Source organism: Streptomyces montanus (assembly GCF_005786655.1).
GTDB lineage: Bacteria > Actinomycetota > Actinomycetes > Streptomycetales > Streptomycetaceae > Streptomyces > Streptomyces sporangiiformans.
Genome location: NZ_VBZC01000033.1, coordinates 39,238 through 56,258 on the forward strand (window position 1 = coordinate 39,238; position 17,021 = coordinate 56,258).

Here is a 17,021-nt window from a genome sequence, read left to right on the forward strand (position 1 = left end):
CGGGTTCACCGTCGTGATTCAGAAGCCTTCCCTGGTGGGCGACTTCCTTGACCGTGGACGTCCGCACGACTTGCAGTCGGAGTGGTAGTCGATGCGCCGTTCGTTGTAGGAGTTGCGGACCCGGTCGCCCATCACCTCCCAGCTTCGGGCGGAGGCGAGCCGGAAGGTGGTGGTGTCAGTGTCGACGAAGTGCCGCCACCCCGCCAGGGTCGTGGGCGGTTCGATGCGTTCCTCGTCGGCGGGTGCCATGCCGTCGTCGGAAGGGTTCACCACCATCGTTTCGCCTCCTCGCGGGCGTCGAAGATACCCAGCGGCACCACCTTGGCCAGCTCCTCGGTTTCCTCGGCCGCTTCGGAGTCTTGAGCTGCTTCGTCCGGCGGCTCCTCGTCTCTGGGCGGTTCGGGCCGGGACCAGGCTGCGGTGCTGGTGGCCCGGGTGCGGGCGGCGGCCTTGCGGTCGCGCCGCTCATCCGCCCGCGTCCCCCCGCACTGCCGCTGCCCTGGCAGCTCGCCGCGGCAAGACCGACACGGCCCTCCTGCGGGTCCGCGAGTCCATCACCCGGCTCCAACGGGAGAAGGCCCAGGTCGGCGTCGCCGCTGTCGCCCGGCGGGCGAACGTCTCACGCACCTTCCTCTATGCCAACCCCGAGGCCCGGGCCGCCATCGCCACGGCGATAGCCGAGGCAGGTGACCGCCGGACGCGGATCCTCGTCGAACAGGACGACGAGCGCGAGGCAACCTGGCGCGAGCGCGCGCTGAACGCTGAGGAAGCACTCAAGGCCGCCCAGACCGAGATCCTCACCCAGCGCACCCGGATCGGCGAACTCCTCGGCCAGCTAAGGGACTTGCAAGCCGAGTGGACCGAAGAGGCCATCCAGCGGATCACCACCGAGAACACCACCCTCAAACAACGGGTCCGCCGGCTGACCGCTGACAACCGCACCCTCGACGAGCGGCTCAAAGCCGCCCGATCCAACCTCCGCTTCCAGGACCGGCGCGTCGCCGACCTCGAAGCCCAGATCGCGTCCCCACCAGGCTGCCCTCATCCGCGCAGTGGCCGTCTCACCGTCAGCGAGGCGGCCACTGGCCATGGCGCACCCGGAGTCGAAAGCAGCGAAGGAAAATGATCTGCACCTCGGTGGCCGACCCGCCTATCCTCCCCTCCATGCACCCAGACGACGATCAAGCCTTCGTTGCGCACGTCACGGACCGGCTCGCGAGCCTGCCGGGTGTGAAAGCCGTCGCGTTGGGGGGCTCGCGAGCCACGGGCACGCATCGGCCCGACAGCGACTGGGACTTCGCCATTTACTACCGGGGCGAGTTCTCTCCCCAGAGCCTGCGCGCCCTCGGCTGGCCCGGGGAGGTCTCCGAGATCGGCGGGTGGGGCGGCGGCGTGTTCAACGGTGGAGCGTGGCTCCAGATCGGCACCCGGCACATCGACGTGCACTACCGCGATCTCGATGACGTCGAGCATCAACTTTCCGAAGCCCGCCAGGGCCGGTTCGGCATCGAGAGGCTCATGTTTCACCTGGCCGGCATTCCGACCTACCTGGTCGTCGCCGAGCTGGCCGTCAACCAGGTACTCCACGGAGAACTGCCGCGCCCTGAATACCCCGAGGCTCTGCGACGCCATGCACCTGAGCAGTGGTGGGGCACGGCCCAGCTCACCCTCACCTATGCCCGCGCTGCCCACGCCGAACAGGGACACCTCACCGACTGCGCCGGGGCAATCGCCACCGCCGCCTGCCAGACGGCGCACGCGGTCATGGCCGCGCAGGGACAGTGGGTCACCAACGAGAAGAAACTGCTCGACCGCGCGGGACTGCGAAGCATCGACCGCGTCCTGGCCAACCTGGCTCCCCAGCCACAAGTGCTCACACATGCCATCGACGAAACGGTGTCCTTGCTGAAGCGGGCCGTCCAAACGGCATAGCAGCAAGCCCTGCCGCTGTGTATGCCGTCCGCGACGACGACGTTCGCGGGGTGCAGGTCACCGTGCCCCCATCGCTTGGCGGACTGGCGCATCTGCGCCGTGCCCCGCTTCAGATGCAGATCACGATCTTTCCGCGTGTGCGTCCGCGCTCGGCGTGCGCGTGGGCGTCGGCGATCCGCTCCAGGGGGTAGGTCTGTTCGATACGGGGTGTGTAGCGGCCTTGCCGGCCCAGTTCCGCGGCCGCGGACAGGAGGGTGGAGTCGTTCTCCGCGTTGACCACATGCGTGCCCAGGCGCTGCCCGCCTGCGTGGTCGGCGACCGTCGCGACGCGTGTCGGGTCGCCCGTGATCGCGACGAGGTCGTCCAGGGATCCGGAGGCCGCGGTGTCGAGCGCGATGTCGACGCCGTGCGGAGCGAGAGCGGAGAGGCGCTGCGCGAGGCCGGGGCCGTAGGTGGTGGGAACGGCGCCGAGAGAGGTGAGGAACTCGTGGTTACGTTCGCTGGCTGTCCCGATCACGGTGGCACCTTGTGCCACAGCGATCTCGACTGCCGCGCCGCCCACGCCTCCGGCGGCGCCCTCGACGAGAAGGGTGCGACCCGCCAGGGAGCCGAGCGCGTTCAGGCCACGCATCGCGGTCACGGATGCGAGGCCGGCGCCCGCGGCCTGCTCATCGTTCCACGTGTCGGGGGCGTGGGCCCAGGCTGAGAGGATGACCAGCTCTGCGGTTGCGCCGGTGACACCGCCCAGCCCGAAGACGCGGTCGCCGATGCTCACCCCCTGCACTCCGTCACCGATTTCGTCGACCACGCCGGCGGCGTCGCGCCCGGGGATGGCGGGTAGCTCCAGGGGTATCAGCTGGTGCAGGGCGCCGGCGCGCAGCTTCCAGTCGATGGGATTGACACTGGCCGCCGCGACGCGGACACGGATCTCACCAAGTCCGGGGTGGGGGTCGGGGGCCCGCTCGATCACCAGGCTCTCCGCTCCGCCGTATTCATGGAAGCGGGCTGCACGCATAATGTCCTGCCTTACCTTTATAGGTCGAAATGATGGTGTTCATTCGACGCCCGTTACTGCAAATCTGACGTTGACTTGAGGTGCGGCAAGCCGACTGCCTTCCGGCCAGAGGAGGACGGGTACGGATCGGTGAGGTTGTCGAGCAGTCGGGCAGCCACCCGCCCCGACAACCACGATCCTGCCCATCGTCGGAATACCTCCCGTTGAGTCGATGCTCCGGAAGATATCCAGAAGGTCGGTAACCAGCTGGATACCAAGACCTGAGACGGGAGACCCTCAATGACGCAACGGCCACCGCTGCCACCCGACTTGTTCGACGAGCTGTGCCCGTCCCCGCTGCTGCCTTTCCGCTTCGGTGACAAATGGGCATCCATGGTCCTCCGCTGCCTGGACGACGGCCCGCGCAGATACTCCGAACTCCGCGTACCACTGAGTCGCGTCACCCCGAAGGCGCTCACCCAGTCGCTCCGCGGCTTGGAGCGGAACGGGTTCGTGTCACGCACCGTGCACGCCGACCCGAAACTGCGGGTGGAGTACGCGCTGACACCGCTAGGCCGCAGCATGCTGGAGCCGCTGGCCGCCGCGTGCCAATGGGCGGCCGAGCACTGGGACGAGCTACTCGACGCCCGCGAGGGCGGCATCTCCTCCATCGGCTGACTCGAACCTGCTGTCCCCGTCGCGCACTACTTCGCGGACTTGCGAGCCGTGGTAGCCATGATCTTTCGGTCCTGGCCAGTGGCTCGCGACTACGCCGGAACGCCGGTCCTGGCCACTGCGCTCGACGTGGAGCACGCCGCCCGCGACGCGCAGGCGCGGCCCATGTTCAACACTCCCGGCAAGAAGAAGACCTCCAAGCCCTACACCGCGCCCCCCGAGGGCTCCCTGGCTGCGGGTGCAGTCATGCAGATCGCCGTACGACTCCTCAATGCCGCGGACGCGCACGAAGCGCGGGAGCGTCTGGCGCCGCTCGTCGAAAGGCTGCGTGGTGCCGATCGCGCACTCAGCATCTACATGCGTCGCTCCGCCTGGATATCGACGGCCTTGTGGCGCAGCCTTCAGCGATGAAAGACGGCGAGGCGGACAGCCGGATGGGGCGGCGTTCGGCCAGCCGCTCATCGGCCTGGCTACGCTTCGAGGAATTCCAGCGCCCGTGGGACGAAGGCGTCGTGGAACTGGAAGATCCCCCCGTGCCCGGCGTCGGGGTAGAGGGGTTCGAGTTCGCCCTGGGGCAGCCGGGCCGCCAGGTCGAGGGTGTTGACGCTCGGGACCATCCGGTCGCTCTCGCCGTTGGCCACCAGGACCGGCAGGTGGATGCGCGACAGGTCGGCGGGGGCCTGGACGCCCCAGCGGTGGATGGCCTTCAACTGGGCGCGGAATGATGAGAGCGAGATGGCTTTGTCGCGGTCGTCCGTGCGCTCTTTCTCAGCCGGTCCAGGAAGGCGTGGGCGGCCCGTCGGCCGCTTTCGGTGTCGGTGAAGAAGAGGAACTGCTTGGGGTCCCTGCGGGTCGCGACGGCCTTGAGGGTGTCCTTGATGGTGAGGGAGGTGACCTTGTCGATGCCGGGGCCTCCGGCGGGGCCCGTGCCCGCGAGGATCATCTTCCCTACGAGGTCCGGTTCCTGTGCCGCGACGACCTGGGCGACGAAGCCGCCCATCGACAGGCCGAGCAGGTCGACACGGTCGTACCCGAGAGCCCGGATGAACAGCACCGTGTCGCGGGCCATCGCCTCGATGGTGTCGGGCGTGGAGCCGCCGGAGGCGCCGACGCCGCGGTTGTCGTAGGTGATCACGCGGCGTCGGGCGGCGAGTCCGTCGACGACGCGGGGGTCCCAGTTGTCCAGGACCGCGGACAGGTGGTTGAGCAGGATCAGCGGTACGCCGTCGTCCGGACCGTGCTGCCGGTAGGCGAAGTCCACGCCGTGCACGGACACGGCGCGGGTCGGCGCGTTCTTGTACGACGACGGGGTGGGCGTGGGGGAGCTGGACGGTGCGTTCGTGATCGGGTCCTGGTGTGGGAGAGAGGAGCGTGGGGCGGGATCTTCTCGTTGTGGCGGGCGGCGTTCTCGGCGTCCGGCAGGGCCGGTGCCCTGTGCTCACGTCATGGAGACGACGACCTTGCCGGCTTTCGGGCGGCCCTTCTCGGCGTACTCCATGGCCTGGAGGGTCTCGTCGAAGGGGAAGACACGGTCGACGATGGGGCGGATCTTCCCGGCGTCGATGAGGGGGGTGAGTTCGCGGAGTTGGGCGCCGCTGGCCTTCATGAACAGGAAGGCGTAGGTGACGCCGAGGCGCTTGGCCTGGCGCCGGGTCTTGGCGCTGAGGGCGGTGACGGCCAGGCGCAGGACCGGGTTCGAGCCGAGCTCGCGGGCGGTGGCCGGGTCGGGCGGGCCCACGACGGAGATGGCCTGGCCGCCGGGCTTGAGGACGCGCAGGGACTTGGCGAGGTTCTCGCCGCCGAGGGAGTCCAGGACGACGTCGTAGCCGTGGAGGATTTCGGTGAAGTCCTGTGTGCGGTAGTCGATGACTTCGTCTGCGCCGAGTTCCTTGACCAGGTCGACCTTGGCGGTGCTCGCGGTGGTGGCCACGTACGCGCCCAGTGCCTTGGCCAGCTGGACGGCGATGGAGCCGAGGCCGCCGGCGCCCGCGTGGATGAAGACCTTCTGGCCCGGCTGTACGTGGGCCCGCTCGATCAGGGCCTGCCAGGCGGTCAGCGCGACCAGGGGGAGGGAGGCGGCCTCGGTCATGGTGAGCGTGGCGGGCTTGGGGGCGAGGTCGTCCTGGTGGACGGCGAGGAGTTCGGCGAAGGTGCCGATGCGGTCCTTGTCAGGCCGCGCGTAGACCTCGTCGCCCACGGCGAAGCGGTCGACGGACGATCCGACCCGGACGACGGTCCCGGCGAGGTCGTTGCCCAGGACGAGCGGGAGACGGTAGGGCACGATCGCCTTGAGGTCACCGTTGCGGATCTTCATGTCCAGCGGGTTGACGCCCGCCGCGTGGATCTTGACCAGGACGTCGTCGGCGCCCACCTGAGGGTCAGGTATCTCGGCGGCGCGCATCCCGGCCGCATCACCGTACTTCTCGACCATGAAGGCCTTCATCGTCATCTCCGTTCGTGTGGTCTCCCGTCCAAGCGGGAGGGGTGTTCTGTCCGTGAGTGGTTTGTCTCGGTACGAGACGGTTTGTGGTGTTCTTCTAGTCCGCGCGCTCCGCGTCGGCACGGCAGTGGCCAGTGCCTGCGCGGAGAGCTCTGCGTCGGCCGTGTTTCCGGGCTCAGGCCACCGGCACGACCGGGGTGATGACGCTGCTCGCGTCGCCGCCCTGGAGGTGTCCCAGCGAGCCCGCGATGCCCTCGTGCGGTACGCCGAGCGGCACGGCGCTGACCTTGTCGAGGCGCGCGTACTGCTCGTCGGTCAGCTGGACGTCGAGGGCTGCGAGGTAGCTGTCGAGCTGGGAGAGGTTGCGCGGGCCGATGATCGGGACCAGCGTGGCCGTGGAGCGGGCGGCGCGCTCGCGGACCCAGGCCACCGCCACCTGGGCGGGCGTCGCACCGGTCTCCTGGGCGATGGCCAGGACGGTGTCGACGACGGCGGTCTTCTGGTCGGTGCTCTCGGTGTGGATGACCATGCCCAGGTCGCTGAGGCGCCCTTCTGCGGACGTGCGGTACTTGCCGGTGAGCAGTCCGCCGCCGAGCGGGGACCACAGCGCGGCGCCGAGTCCGAGGCTCTCGGCCATCGGCAGCAGCTCCCGGTCGGCGGTGCGCTCGACGAGGCTGTACTCGTGCTGGATGCCGATGATGGGGGACTGGTTGCGCAGGTCGGCGAGGGTTACCGCGCGCGAGACGCGCCAGGCGGGGAAGTTGGACAGCGCGGCGTGGTGGATCTTGCCCGCGCTGACCAGGTCGTCGAGACCGCGCAGGAGCTCCTCCATCGGAGTGAGCTGGTCGGGGAAGTGCACCCACAGCAGGTCGATGTAGTCGGTGCCCAGGCGCTTCAGGCTGGCCTCGACGGAGGCGACCAGGTTCTTGCGGCTGTTGCCGGTCTTGGAGATGTCCGGCTGCGGGGCGGCGCCGAGGGCGAACTTGGTGGCCAGGACGAAGTGCTCGCGGTCGGCGGAGACGAGCTTGCCGGTCAGTTCCTCCGACTCGCCGAACTGGTAGCCGTCGGCGCTGTCGAGGAAGGTGCCGCCGGCCTCGGCGAACCGGTCGAAGATGCGGCGGGCCTCGTCGGGCTCGGCGCCTGCGCCCCAGCCGGTGCCGAAGTTCGCGGTGCCGAGCGCGTACTCGGACACGCGCAGTCCGGTCCTGTGTCCGAAGGTCGTGTAACGCAGGAGAAGTCCTTACGTAAGGGGGCCTGGAAGGCCGTCGTGCCGTGGTGGAGGGGGTGAGCGTCAGCCCGCGTTCGGCTGGGGTGCCGCGGACAGGCTCTGCTTGACGTACCGGCTGGTCTCGTCGGCGAGGATCTCGGGCAGGCCGGTCTCGATGCCGTACAGGGCCTGGGCCGCGACGTCGGCGGCGGCGACCTTCTGATCGGCGGGCACGCCGGCGGCCATGTCGGTGTCCATGTAGCCGACGTGCAGCGCCGAGACGGTGATCCCGTGCGGTGCCAACTCCTCACGAGTCGCGTCGCTCAGCGCCCAGGCGGCGGCCTTGGAGGCCGCGTAGGAGCCGAGTCCTGCCGGGTGGAACCAGGACAGGGCGGACAGGACGTTGAGTACGGCGCCGCCGCCGTTGCCCTCGATGACGGGGGCGAAGGCCCGTGTGGCGACGAGCGGGCCGAAGAAGTTGGTCTCCATCTCGCGCCGTACCTCGTCCAGGTCGCCGCCGACCAGCGTCGCGCCGGTGGAGATGCCCGCGTTGTTGATCAGTAGCGTCGCGTCCGACGCGATGCGGGCGGCCTCCCGTATCGACTCCTGGTCCGTCGCGTCGAGGCGCAGTGGGCGGACGCCCGGCAGGTCGACCGTCTCGGGACGGCGGGCCGCCGCGTAGACCTTGGCGCCATGCTCCACGAGCTGGGCGGCCAGGTGCCGCCCGAGGCCCCGGTTGGCGCCGGTGACCACCGCGACCGCGTTCTTGAGTTCCATGCTCGCTCCAGATCATTTCGGGCGCCGTCGGGACACCCGCGTCAATTAGATTGCGGCAACAATCTAAACACCGGACTACGATAGATGCCAGTCGACATCCAAATGGGAGGTGGTCATGGGCCGCGTATCGCAGGCGCAGGCGCAGGAAAATCGCAGGCGGGTGGTGGACACCGCGTCGCGGCTGTTCCGGGAGCAGGGCACCCACGTCAGCGTCGCCGATCTCATGAAGGCGGCCGGCCTCACCCACGGTGCCTTCTACAAGCAGTTCGCCTCCAAGGAAGCGCTCGTCGATGAGGTCACCGCCCACGCCTTCGATGAGATCGCACGGCGCAATGCGGCCGGGCTCGAGCGGCACGACGGGCAGCGGGATGCCGCTCAGCGGGCCCTGATCGACGCCTACCTCTCCGTCGAACACCGTGACAACGCGGCGGACGGCTGCCCGGTCGCGGCTCTCGCCATCGATGTCGCGCGCGGACCCGAAGGCCGCGAGGCGCGCCGTACCTACGCGGAGGGCGTGGCCGACTTCGCCGCGTTCCTCGCCCCCGCCGAGGCCGTCGGGGGCGGCGAGGGCGGCCTCGCCCGGCTGTGCACCCTGGTCGGTGCTCTGGTCCTGTCCCGGGCCACCCAGGGCTCCCCGCTCTCCGAGGAGATCCTCGCCGCCGCGCACGCGGCCCTGACGGAAGCCGGCTGACCGGGGGCCCGGCATCGGGCGCCGCGCGGCGTGTGTGCACCGGTCGCACCCGCGAGGTGACGCGGGGCCTGAGGCTTCCGTGCTCGCGGCCTGATCGATCTGGCGTAGTTCCGTGCTCCCTACGACAGTTGTCGTGCAAATGCGACACCTATCGTGCTCAGGCTCACCGGTCCGGGAAGTGGCATGGCGCACTTTTGCAAGCAGGTGCTTGCAATAGTTAGCGGCCGTGGTGCAGGGTGGAGTCATGGCATCGCTCAACGTCGGCAATCTCGGTGACTATCTGCGGGAGCAGAGGCGCAACGCGCAGCTGAGCCTGCGGCAGCTCGCCGACGCCGCCGGGGTGTCCAATCCGTATCTGAGCCAGATCGAGCGCGGGCTGCGCAAGCCGAGCGCGGAGGTGTTGCAGCAGGTTGCCAAGGCGCTGCGGATCTCCGCCGAGACGCTGTACGTGCGGGCCGGGATCCTCGATGACGAGCGTGACCGGGACGAGGTGGAGACGCGCGCCGTCATACTCGCCGACCCCACGCTCAACGAGCGGCAGAAGCAGGTGCTGCTCCAGATCTACGAGTCCTTCCGCAAGGAGAACGGGTTCGAGATCAAGACGGTCGAGGATGCTCAGGGCATATCGGATGTTCAGGATGCCGCTGTTGACCAGGCCCGCACAGCCGACGGCAACGAGGCCGATCTCCAGAACGACCAGCACGTCAAGAAGGATCAGCGCGCCAAGAAAGTCCAGCGCGCCAGGAAAGACCAGCAGGGCAAGAACGACCAGCGCGTCAAGAACGACCGCGACGACGCGCGCGGTCAGCAGCCCGCGAGTTGATTCGGCCGCCCGCCGGAGCCCGGTCCCAGTCGACCGGGCCGGACAGGGCGCCGACGGCCGCGGAGCACCGACCGCACACCACCCGCACCACCCGCATACGAAAACCCTCACGCTCACAGCGATTCCGGGAGGACCCTCGCCATGGCCATCACTGAAGACCTGCGTAAGACCCTCAGCGACCCGACCCCGCTCTACTTCGCCGCCGGCACCGCCGACCTGGCCTTCCAGCAGGCCAAGAAGGTGCCCGGCATCGTCGAGCAGCTCCGCTCCGAGGCCCCGGCCCGCATCGACGCCGTACGCAACATCGACCCGAACGCCGTCCAGGAGAAGGCCGCCAGCCGCGCCAAGGAGGCGCAGGTGACCCTCCAGACCAAGGTCACGGAGTTCATCGGCACGCTCGACACCGACCTGAAGAAGATCGGTGAGACCGCTCAGGACTTCGCCCTCCGCGGTGTCGGCGTGGCCGCCGAGTACGCCGTGAAGGCGCGCGAGACGTACGAGAAGGTCGCCGAGCACGGTGAGCAGACCGTGAAGACCTGGCGCGGCGAGGCCGCCGAGGAGATCGAGGAACTGGCCGTGGCCGTCGAGCCGAAGCCGGAAGCGTCCGAGGTCAAGAACAACAAGCCCGTCGCGGCCAAGACCGAGCCCGCCCCGGCGAAGAAGGCCGCTCCGGCCAAGAAGGCCCCGGCCGCCCGCAAGACCACCGCCAAGAAGACCACGCCGCCCAGCAAGTAAGGCGTAGGCCCGGCAGGTAAAGACACATATGGCGGTTCGCCGTCACGAGAACGGGCTGGGGACTCCGGGCACTATCGGAGTCCCCAGCCCGTTCTGCGGGTACGGTGACGGCGTAGAGATGACTCGACACGGGTGGTGGGCACAGTGCTGATGACGGCATTCGGCGGCTTCATGTCGCTGATCTTCCTCGCCATGCTGGTGCTCGCGGTGGCGGCGCTGGTGCTGGCGGCGCTGGCCCGCGACGACGCGTATCGGGCCGCCGACAAGCAGAACAAGATGTTCTGGATGATCATCCTCGGTGTCACGGTGGCCGTGAACCTGCTGGTGCCGATCCTGTTCCTGCAGATCGCCGGGCTCATCGCCACGATCGTCTTCTTCGTGGACGTTCGGCCCGCGCTCAAGCAGGTCTCGGGCGGAGGCCGGCGCGGCGGAAGCAGCAGCGACGGTCCGTACGGGCCCTACAACGGCGGCCGGTGACCTCCAGGCTCCATGCCAGGCACGATTCAAGCCCGATTCAGCCCGCTTCAGGCACGGATTTCGGACCCGGATCTCAGGCCCGACCGAGTCAGCCGACGCGGTCCAGCAGCAGTACCGCCACGTCGTCCGTCAGCTCTCCCCCGTTGAGGTCCCGGACCTCGTTCACGGCCGCCCGGAGCAGCTCCTCGCCGTGCAGGCCCTGCGCCAGCTGGCGGCGGACCATGTCCACCATCCCGTCCTGGCCCAGCCGTTCCCTGCCCTCGCCGATCCGGCCCTCGATCAGGCCGTCCGTGTAGAGCATCAGACTCCAGGCGCCGCCCAGCTCCACCTGCTGGCGCGGCCAGCGGGCGTGGGGCAGCAGACCGAGCGCGGGGCCGCCGTTCTCGTACGGCAGCAGTTCGGCGACGCGGCCCGCACGGGCTATCAGCGGGGACGGGTGCCCCGCCAGGCACAGGCCGGCCCGGCGGCCGTCCGGCGCGATGTCCACGGTGCAGAGTGTCGCGAAGATCTCGTCGCTCTCGCGCTCGTGCTCCAGGACCTGCTGGAGCGTCGAGAGCAGTTCGTCGCCGCACAGGCCGGCCAGTGTCAGCGCCCGCCAGGCGATGCGCAGCTCCACGCCGAGCGCCGCCTCGTCGGGGCCGTGCCCGCAGACGTCGCCGATCATGGCGTGCACGGTGCCGTCGGGGGTGCGCACGGTGTCGTAGAAGTCCCCACCGAGCAGCGCACGCGAGCGGCCGGGCCGGTAGCGCGCGGCGAACCGCAGGGAGGAGCCCTCCAGGAGGGGCGTGGGCAGCAGGCCGCGCTCCAGGCGGGCGTTCTCCTGAGCCCGCAGCCTGGACTCGGTGAGCCGTCGCTCGGCCGTGTCGGAACGTTTCCGCTCCACCGCGTACCGGATCGCCCGGCTCAGCAGCCGGCCGTCCAGCTCGTCACGGAACAGATAGTCCTGGGCGCCGACGCGTACCGCCTCCGCGCCCCGCTCGGCGTCCCCGGACGCGGTGAGGGCGAGGACGGCGTGCCGGGGCGCGAGCCGCAGCACGTGCTTGAGCGTGACGAGTTCGTCGTCCCCCTCGACCGCCTGGCCCGGCGCGTGCAGCGCGAGGTCGAGCAGGATGCAGTGGACGTCGTCGGTGAGCAGCCGCTCGGCCTCGGTGAGGTTGCGGGCGGTACGGACCCGGATCGGCTTGCCGGCCGAGTCGAGCAGTTGAGGAACGCTCAGCGACCCCGCCGGGTCGTCCTCGATCAGGAGCAACGTCAGCGGGGCGGTGCTGCCGACGGCGGCGCCGCCGGTGCCGGACGCGGTGCCGGCTGAACCGCCTGGTGTGGATGCGGCGCGAGCCTGACCACCTGCCACGGCAGGGATGGCTCTCTGCCGCGGTACGGGTACGGGCATCGTCTTCGTTCCTTCCCTCCCCCCGAGGGCACGGTGGGGCAAGGTTCTCGACCCACCGACGGGGACCATAGCGTCAGCTGCCGCCGCAAAGGAATGCCGTAAGGCGCTCCGGCCGGAAAACGGACGCCGTCATATGCCGCATCCCGCAACGCATTTGGACAGGGTGCGGCTCTGCCCGTAATGACGAACATCACGTTTCCGGGGTTGAGAGGGTATGAGGAACGTGCTGAGGGTCACGTGGGGCGCGTCACCTGGCGAGGCTTTTGGCGGGACTTTCTTGGCTCTCCTGGGGTGATTGTCCGCTGGTGCGCGCGTTTGTCACCCTTCGGTCCCGTCCTCAACTGCCGGACGGGCCACGAGGTGTGGCGGCCCTCACGCGTCGGGACGTACGACCCCCAGGATCGGCATCGTGCCCGCACCCGCGATCGTCACCGTCCGTCCCGGTCGCGGGGCGTGGATGATCGCGCCGTCGCCGATGTACATCGCCACATGGCTGGCGTCGGAGTTGTAGATGATGAGGTCGCCCGGGCGCATGTCCTTGATGTCGATGCGGTCGAGCTGCTTCCACTGCTCCTGCGAGGTGCGCGGGATGCCCTGGCCGGCCGCCGCCCATGCCTGCGAGGTCAGGCCGGAGCAGTCGTACGTCTCCGGGCCCTCCGCGCCCCATTCGTACGGCTTGCCCAGCTGTGCCGTCGCGTACTCCACGGCCTTCGTGCCCTGGTCCGTCGCCGCGCCCTTGATGTCGTCGAGGACACCGGAGCTCAGCCAGGCCGTCTGCGCCTTGTCCGCGGCCTTCCGCTCCAGCTTCGCCAGCCGCTCCTTCTCGTCCTTCGCCAGCCGCGACTCGAGCTCTTCGGCGGCGGCGATCTGCTCCTTGACCTTCTTCTTGGCCTCCGCCTTGGCCTTGCGGTTGGCCTCCAGCTTCCTCCACTGGGCGGCCGCGTCCTTCGCGTACTGCTTCAAGTCCTCCTGCGTACGCGCCATTTCGGCGAGCATCCCCTTGGTGGCGTGCTCGCCCTGGCGCACCCGGCCCGCGCCGTCCAGGTACTGCTGCGGATCGTCGCTGAGCATCAGCCGCGCCTCGGGCGGCAGCCCGCCGCCGCGGTACTGCGCGCGGGCCGCGGCGCCCGCACGGTCCTTCAACTTGTCCAGCCTGGCCTGGCCCTTCACGATCGCGCGGGCCAGCTCGACGATCTGCGTGGACTGCTTCTCGGTCTTCTCCTCCGCCGCGTTGTACGCGTCCGTGGCGACCGCGGCGTCGTGGTAGAGCTTCTCCAGCTTCTTGCGGACGGCCTCAAGATCCTTGAGGCTCGCAGGCGTTGAGGACGGAGGGGGCGTCGGCGTCGGTGTGGGGCTCGGTGTCGGATCCGCGTACGCCACCCCCGGCGCGGACAGAATGGCCGCCGCGCAGGCCAGGGCCATGGTCACCGTGGTCAGGCTCCGCTTGCCCGATCCCATACTCCGCCCCCAAGCTGATTTACCGTCAGTAACTTACGGACACCTCGGGGGATGGTGCCATGTCGTCGCGCAATGCGACAGACGCAATGCGACAGAGGCGAGCAAGAACTCCCACGCGCCCCCCTCGATCCCCCTCCCGGCCACTTTGCCCACTCGGCGATGATCTCCCCGCCAGTGTGACGAACGACTCATCGAGATCGTTCCCGCCGGGATGAAGTCGAGGTGAAGTCGGGGTGCGGTCGTCGTGTGGCCGAGTGTGGCCGAGTGTGGCCGGGTTTGGCCGGGTGTGGCGGGGTGTGGCCGGGGTGCCGAATGGCCGGTGCGGCGCGCACGGTCATGCCCGCGGCGCCAACGCCTCCCACCGCACGGTCACTTCACCCTGCCGCCAGCGCGTCACGCCGTCCGTCACCGGCCAGTCGGCCTTCAGGTCGCGGACGGACCGGATCCAGCGCTGCCGGGCGCCGTACGAGGCGTACGGCGCCGCGGCCGCCCAGGCGCGGTCGAAGTCGCGCAGGAAGGCATGCACCGGTTCGCCGGGGACGTTGCGGTGGATCAGTGCCTTGGGGAGGCGTTCGGCGAGGTCGGAGGGGCGGTCCAGGGAGCCGAGGCGGGTGGCGAACGTGACCGTGCGCGGCCCTTCCGGGCCGAGCGCGACCCAGACGTGGCGGCGGCCGATCTCGTCGCACGTGCCCTCGACGAGGAGTCCGCCGCCCGAGTCGGCGCACGCCGGCGCGAGGCGGGCGCACAGCCGTGCCCAGGCCTCGGTGACCTCCGCCTCTTCGTACTGGCGCAGCACGTTCGCCGCGCGGATCAGCAGCGGCTTCTCCGGCAGCGGGATCTCGAAGCCGCCGTGCCGGAAGGCGAGTCCTTCACGCTCGTACGGCCGCGCGGCCGCGACCCGGGCCGGTTCGATCTCGACGCCGACCACGCGCGCGCGTGGAGCGACGGTACGCAGCCGCTGGAGGAGCTCCACCGCCGTCCAGGGGGCGGCCCCGTACCCGAGGTCGACCGCCACGGCGTCGCCGGTCCGGCGCAGTCCCCGGCGCAGTTCGGCGCCGTGGACCGCCGCGATCCAGCGGTCCATGCGCCGCAGCCGGTTGGGGTTGGTGGTCCCGCGCGTCACCGTTCCCACGATGGGGGTCCCCCCGCTCGAGCGAAGCCGAGAGTGGGGGAGGGTCGCTGCGCGGGCTGTCATGCGTATGAGGGTATGCGGCCGGTCGTACGGGACTGTGCGGCCGGTTCGGCCGTTCAAGGTTCTGGCTCCTACGCACCGTGACCTCGAACGGTTGAGCGATCATGGGCAAATATTCAGTAAAGGGGAAATGGAACGGAGGGCTCCGGCGTTCCCGCCTTCGGAGGGCGCTCCGGTCCCTCCTTTCGGCATGCCCGCAGCAAGGAGGATCGCCACGTGAGCCAATACGTGAGCAGGCTCGGGCGTCGCTCGTCGGCGGCCCCCTCACGGCTCAGGCTGCACCGCAGGCCACGCCGCGTCGCGATGCTCTCCGTGCACACCTCTCCGCTCCACCAGCCCGGCACTGGCGACGCCGGCGGCATGAACGTCTACATCGTGGAGCTGGCCCAGCGCCTCGCCGCGATCAACATCGAGGTCGAGATCTTCACGCGCGCGACCACAGGCGCCCTGCCCCCCACCGTGGAGCTCGCGCCGGGCGTCCTCGTACGCCATGTCGACGCCGGCCCCTACGAAGGCCTCGCCAAGGAGGACCTGCCCGCCCAGCTGTGCGCCTTCACGCACGGCGTGATGCAGGCCTGGGCCGGCCACCGCCCCGGCTACTACGACCTGGTGCACTCGCACTACTGGCTCTCCGGTCACGTCGGCTGGCTCGCCGCCGAACGCTGGGGCGCCCCCTTGGTGCACGCCATGCACACCATGGCGAAGGTCAAGAACGCCGCCCTGGCCGAGGGTGACAACCCCGAGCCCGCAGCCCGCGTCATCGGCGAGACCCAGATCGTCCGCGCCGCCGACCGGCTCATAGCCAACACCTCCGAAGAGGCCGACGAACTCGTGCGCCACTACGAGGCGGACCCCGGCAAGGTCGCCGTCGTCCACCCCGGCGTGAACCTCGACCGCTTCCGCCAGGCCGACGGCCGCGCCGCCGCCCGCGCCCGCCTCGGCCTCCCGCAGGACGCACTGATCCCGCTCTTCGCGGGCCGCATCCAGCCCCTTAAGGCCCCCGACGTGCTGCTGCGCGCGGTCGCCGTCCTTCTGGAGGAGCGCCCCGAGCTCCGCTCGAACATCGTGGTCCCCGTAGTGGGCGGCCCGAGCGGAAGCGGTCTCGCCAAGCCCGAGGGCCTGCAGAAACTCGCCGCGCGCCTGGGCATCGCCGACGTCGTGTGTTTCCGTCCGCCCGTCGACCAGGAGCAGCTCGCGGACTGGTTCCGGGCCGCGTCCGTCCTCGTCATGCCCTCCTACAGCGAGTCCTTCGGACTCGTCGCCATAGAGGCGCAGGCGGCCGGTACTCCGGTGCTCGCGGCCGCGGTCGGCGGCCTCCCCGTCGCCGTACGCGACAAGGAGACCGGCTTCCTGGTATCCGGCCACGATCCCGTCGACTACGCGCGCGTGCTGCGCGATTTCGCCGACAACCGGGCGCTGCCCGACCGGATGGGCGCGGCCGCCGCCTGGCACGCCAAGTCCTTCGGCTGGGACACGGCGGCCTCGGCCACGGCGGACGTCTACACGGCGGCGATGCACGACCACCGCCGCCGCTTCCGCACCCACCACGGCTGAGAGCGTGCCCGCACTCGGGCTTCCGGCTCGCGCTTCCGGCTCGGGCTCACGGCTCGGGCTCACGGCGTGGGCTCACGGGGCGGGGTCCCGGCTCGGGCTTCCGGATTGCGCCCCCGCCCCTGTCGTACGCTCCCTTCATGGCTGACGCAGGGGCGATCATCGAGCAGGTCCTCAACGACGCCGAGCTGGAGTGGGAGAGCCCGTCCCCCGGCTCGTACGTCGTGAAACTGCCCGGCACCCGCAAGCTGTCCACGACGCTCTCGCTGATCGTCGGCAAGCACTCGCTCTCCCTGAACGCCTTCGTGATCCGTCGCCCGGACGAGAACGCCGAGGGCGTCCACCGCTGGCTCCTTGAGCGCAACCTCAAGCTGTACGGGGTGAGTTACGCCATCGATTCCCTGGGGGACGTCTACGTGGCGGGCAAACTGCCGCTGGCCGCCGTCACCGAGGAGGAGCTGGACCGGCTCCTCGGTTCGGTCCTGGAGGCCGCCGACGGCAGCTTCAACACCCTTCTCGAGCTCGGTTTCGCGTCCGCGATCCGGAAGGAGTACGCCTGGCGGGTGTCGCGCGGCGAGTCCACGCGCAACCTGGACGCGTTCACGCATCTGACCCGGCGTCCCGCCAACTAGCCGGTCCCGAAGCCTGAATCAGGCCAGTATTTCCGCCCGAATTCAGC

Annotated in this window: 20 protein-coding genes; 10 read left to right on the top strand and 10 right to left on the bottom strand. The window is 69.8% G+C overall.

The annotated features are described in order from the left end of the window. Positions 1–18 precede the first annotated feature (18 nt). Positions 19–276, bottom strand: a complete 258-nt coding sequence (locus FE633_RS27390; RefSeq protein WP_138047863.1) for a hypothetical protein — start codon at positions 274–276, stop codon at positions 19–21. Here FE633_RS27390 and FE633_RS48705 point away from each other — a divergent pair. Together FE633_RS48705 and FE633_RS27405 are read left to right on the top strand one after the other, a co-directional pair. Next, positions 248–1,126, top strand: coding sequence for a DUF6262 family protein (locus FE633_RS48705; protein WP_246113850.1), 879 nt, complete (start codon positions 248–250; stop codon positions 1,124–1,126). The two genes, FE633_RS27390 and FE633_RS48705, sit on opposite strands and share 29 nt — an antisense overlap. A 38-nt stretch (positions 1,127–1,164) precedes the next feature. Beyond that, complete coding sequence (locus FE633_RS27405) at positions 1,165–1,932, top strand: nucleotidyltransferase family protein (RefSeq protein WP_138047864.1); 768 nt, start codon at positions 1,165–1,167, stop codon at positions 1,930–1,932. A gap of 109 nt (positions 1,933–2,041) precedes the next feature. Here FE633_RS27405 and FE633_RS27410 read toward each other — a convergent pair whose 3' ends face one another. Continuing rightward, the gene (locus FE633_RS27410; protein WP_138047865.1) at positions 2,042–2,947 is read right to left on the bottom strand and encodes an NADP-dependent oxidoreductase; all 906 of its coding nucleotides are present in this window, start codon (positions 2,945–2,947) and stop codon (positions 2,042–2,044) included. A 279-nt stretch (positions 2,948–3,226) separates the two neighbouring features. Here FE633_RS27410 and FE633_RS27415 point away from each other — a divergent pair, with 279 nt between their 5' ends. Further along, a complete protein-coding gene (locus FE633_RS27415) occupies positions 3,227–3,604 on the top strand; it encodes a winged helix-turn-helix transcriptional regulator (protein WP_138047866.1) in 378 nt (125 codons plus the stop codon). Positions 3,605–3,682: 78 nt separating this feature from the next. Further along, positions 3,683–4,012, top strand: a complete 330-nt coding sequence (locus FE633_RS27420; protein ID WP_212747284.1) for a hypothetical protein — start codon at positions 3,683–3,685, stop codon at positions 4,010–4,012. A gap of 59 nt (positions 4,013–4,071) precedes the next feature. Here FE633_RS27420 and FE633_RS48710 read toward each other — a convergent pair whose 3' ends face one another. From FE633_RS48710 to FE633_RS27440, 5 genes are all read right to left on the bottom strand, one after another. After that, a complete protein-coding gene (locus FE633_RS48710) occupies positions 4,072–4,311 on the bottom strand; it encodes an alpha/beta fold hydrolase (RefSeq protein ID WP_246113851.1) in 240 nt (79 codons plus the stop codon). After that, the gene (locus FE633_RS27425; protein ID WP_246113852.1) at positions 4,308–4,877 is read right to left on the bottom strand and encodes an alpha/beta fold hydrolase; all 570 of its coding nucleotides are present in this window, start codon (positions 4,875–4,877) and stop codon (positions 4,308–4,310) included. The genes FE633_RS48710 and FE633_RS27425 overlap by 4 nt, the downstream gene beginning before the upstream one ends. Positions 4,878–5,039: 162 nt before the next feature. Beyond that, on the bottom strand, positions 5,040–6,044 hold the full coding sequence (locus tag FE633_RS27430) for an NADP-dependent oxidoreductase (RefSeq protein WP_138047918.1): 1,005 nt from the start codon (positions 6,042–6,044) through the stop codon (positions 5,040–5,042). 172 nt (positions 6,045–6,216) lie between these two features. After that, the gene (locus FE633_RS27435; protein WP_138047867.1) at positions 6,217–7,272 is read right to left on the bottom strand and encodes an aldo/keto reductase; all 1,056 of its coding nucleotides are present in this window, start codon (positions 7,270–7,272) and stop codon (positions 6,217–6,219) included. A gap of 60 nt (positions 7,273–7,332) precedes the next feature. Beyond that, on the bottom strand, positions 7,333–8,025 hold the full coding sequence (locus FE633_RS27440; protein WP_138047868.1) for an SDR family oxidoreductase: 693 nt from the start codon (positions 8,023–8,025) through the stop codon (positions 7,333–7,335). Between the two features lie 115 nt (positions 8,026–8,140). Between FE633_RS27440 and FE633_RS27445 the strand changes: the two genes are divergently transcribed. The 4 genes from FE633_RS27445 (at position 8,141) to FE633_RS27460 (ending at position 10,751) form a co-directional block, all read left to right on the top strand. Next, complete coding sequence (locus tag FE633_RS27445) at positions 8,141–8,716, top strand: TetR/AcrR family transcriptional regulator (protein ID WP_138047869.1); 576 nt, start codon at positions 8,141–8,143, stop codon at positions 8,714–8,716. Positions 8,717–8,960: 244 nt separating this feature from the next. Further along, positions 8,961–9,539 (top strand): helix-turn-helix domain-containing protein, encoded by a 579-nt coding sequence (locus FE633_RS48715; protein WP_246113853.1) that lies wholly within the window; start codon positions 8,961–8,963, stop codon positions 9,537–9,539. Positions 9,540–9,680: 141 nt separating this feature from the next. Then, positions 9,681–10,274, top strand: coding sequence for a hypothetical protein (locus FE633_RS27455; protein ID WP_138047870.1), 594 nt, complete (start codon positions 9,681–9,683; stop codon positions 10,272–10,274). A gap of 150 nt (positions 10,275–10,424) precedes the next feature. Continuing rightward, a complete protein-coding gene (locus FE633_RS27460; RefSeq protein WP_425473233.1) occupies positions 10,425–10,751 on the top strand; it encodes a DUF2516 family protein in 327 nt (108 codons plus the stop codon). Positions 10,752–10,839: 88 nt separating this feature from the next. Here FE633_RS27460 and FE633_RS27465 read toward each other — a convergent pair whose 3' ends face one another. From FE633_RS27465 to FE633_RS27475, 3 genes are all read right to left on the bottom strand, one after another. Then, entirely contained in the window at positions 10,840–12,141 is a 1,302-nt protein-coding gene (locus tag FE633_RS27465; RefSeq protein ID WP_138047872.1) for a PP2C family protein-serine/threonine phosphatase, read from the bottom strand. A 372-nt stretch (positions 12,142–12,513) separates the two neighbouring features. Beyond that, the gene (locus FE633_RS27470) at positions 12,514–13,599 is read right to left on the bottom strand and encodes a C40 family peptidase (RefSeq protein WP_138047873.1); all 1,086 of its coding nucleotides are present in this window, start codon (positions 13,597–13,599) and stop codon (positions 12,514–12,516) included. A 334-nt stretch (positions 13,600–13,933) separates the two neighbouring features. After that, entirely contained in the window at positions 13,934–14,794 is an 861-nt protein-coding gene (locus FE633_RS27475; protein WP_138047874.1) for a class I SAM-dependent methyltransferase, read from the bottom strand. Between the two features lie 213 nt (positions 14,795–15,007). On the opposite strand from FE633_RS27475, the gene mshA reads away from it, so the two are divergent. Both mshA and FE633_RS27485 read left to right on the top strand, forming a co-directional pair. Beyond that, positions 15,008–16,345, top strand: a complete 1,338-nt coding sequence (gene mshA / locus FE633_RS27480) for a D-inositol-3-phosphate glycosyltransferase (RefSeq protein ID WP_138047875.1) — start codon at positions 15,008–15,010, stop codon at positions 16,343–16,345. A 137-nt stretch (positions 16,346–16,482) separates the two neighbouring features. Beyond that, positions 16,483–16,974 carry a type III secretion system chaperone family protein gene (locus FE633_RS27485; protein WP_138047876.1) on the top strand — a complete coding sequence of 164 codons (492 nt, stop codon included), beginning with the start codon at positions 16,483–16,485 and terminating at the stop codon, positions 16,972–16,974. The last annotated feature ends 47 nt before the right edge of the window (positions 16,975–17,021 follow it).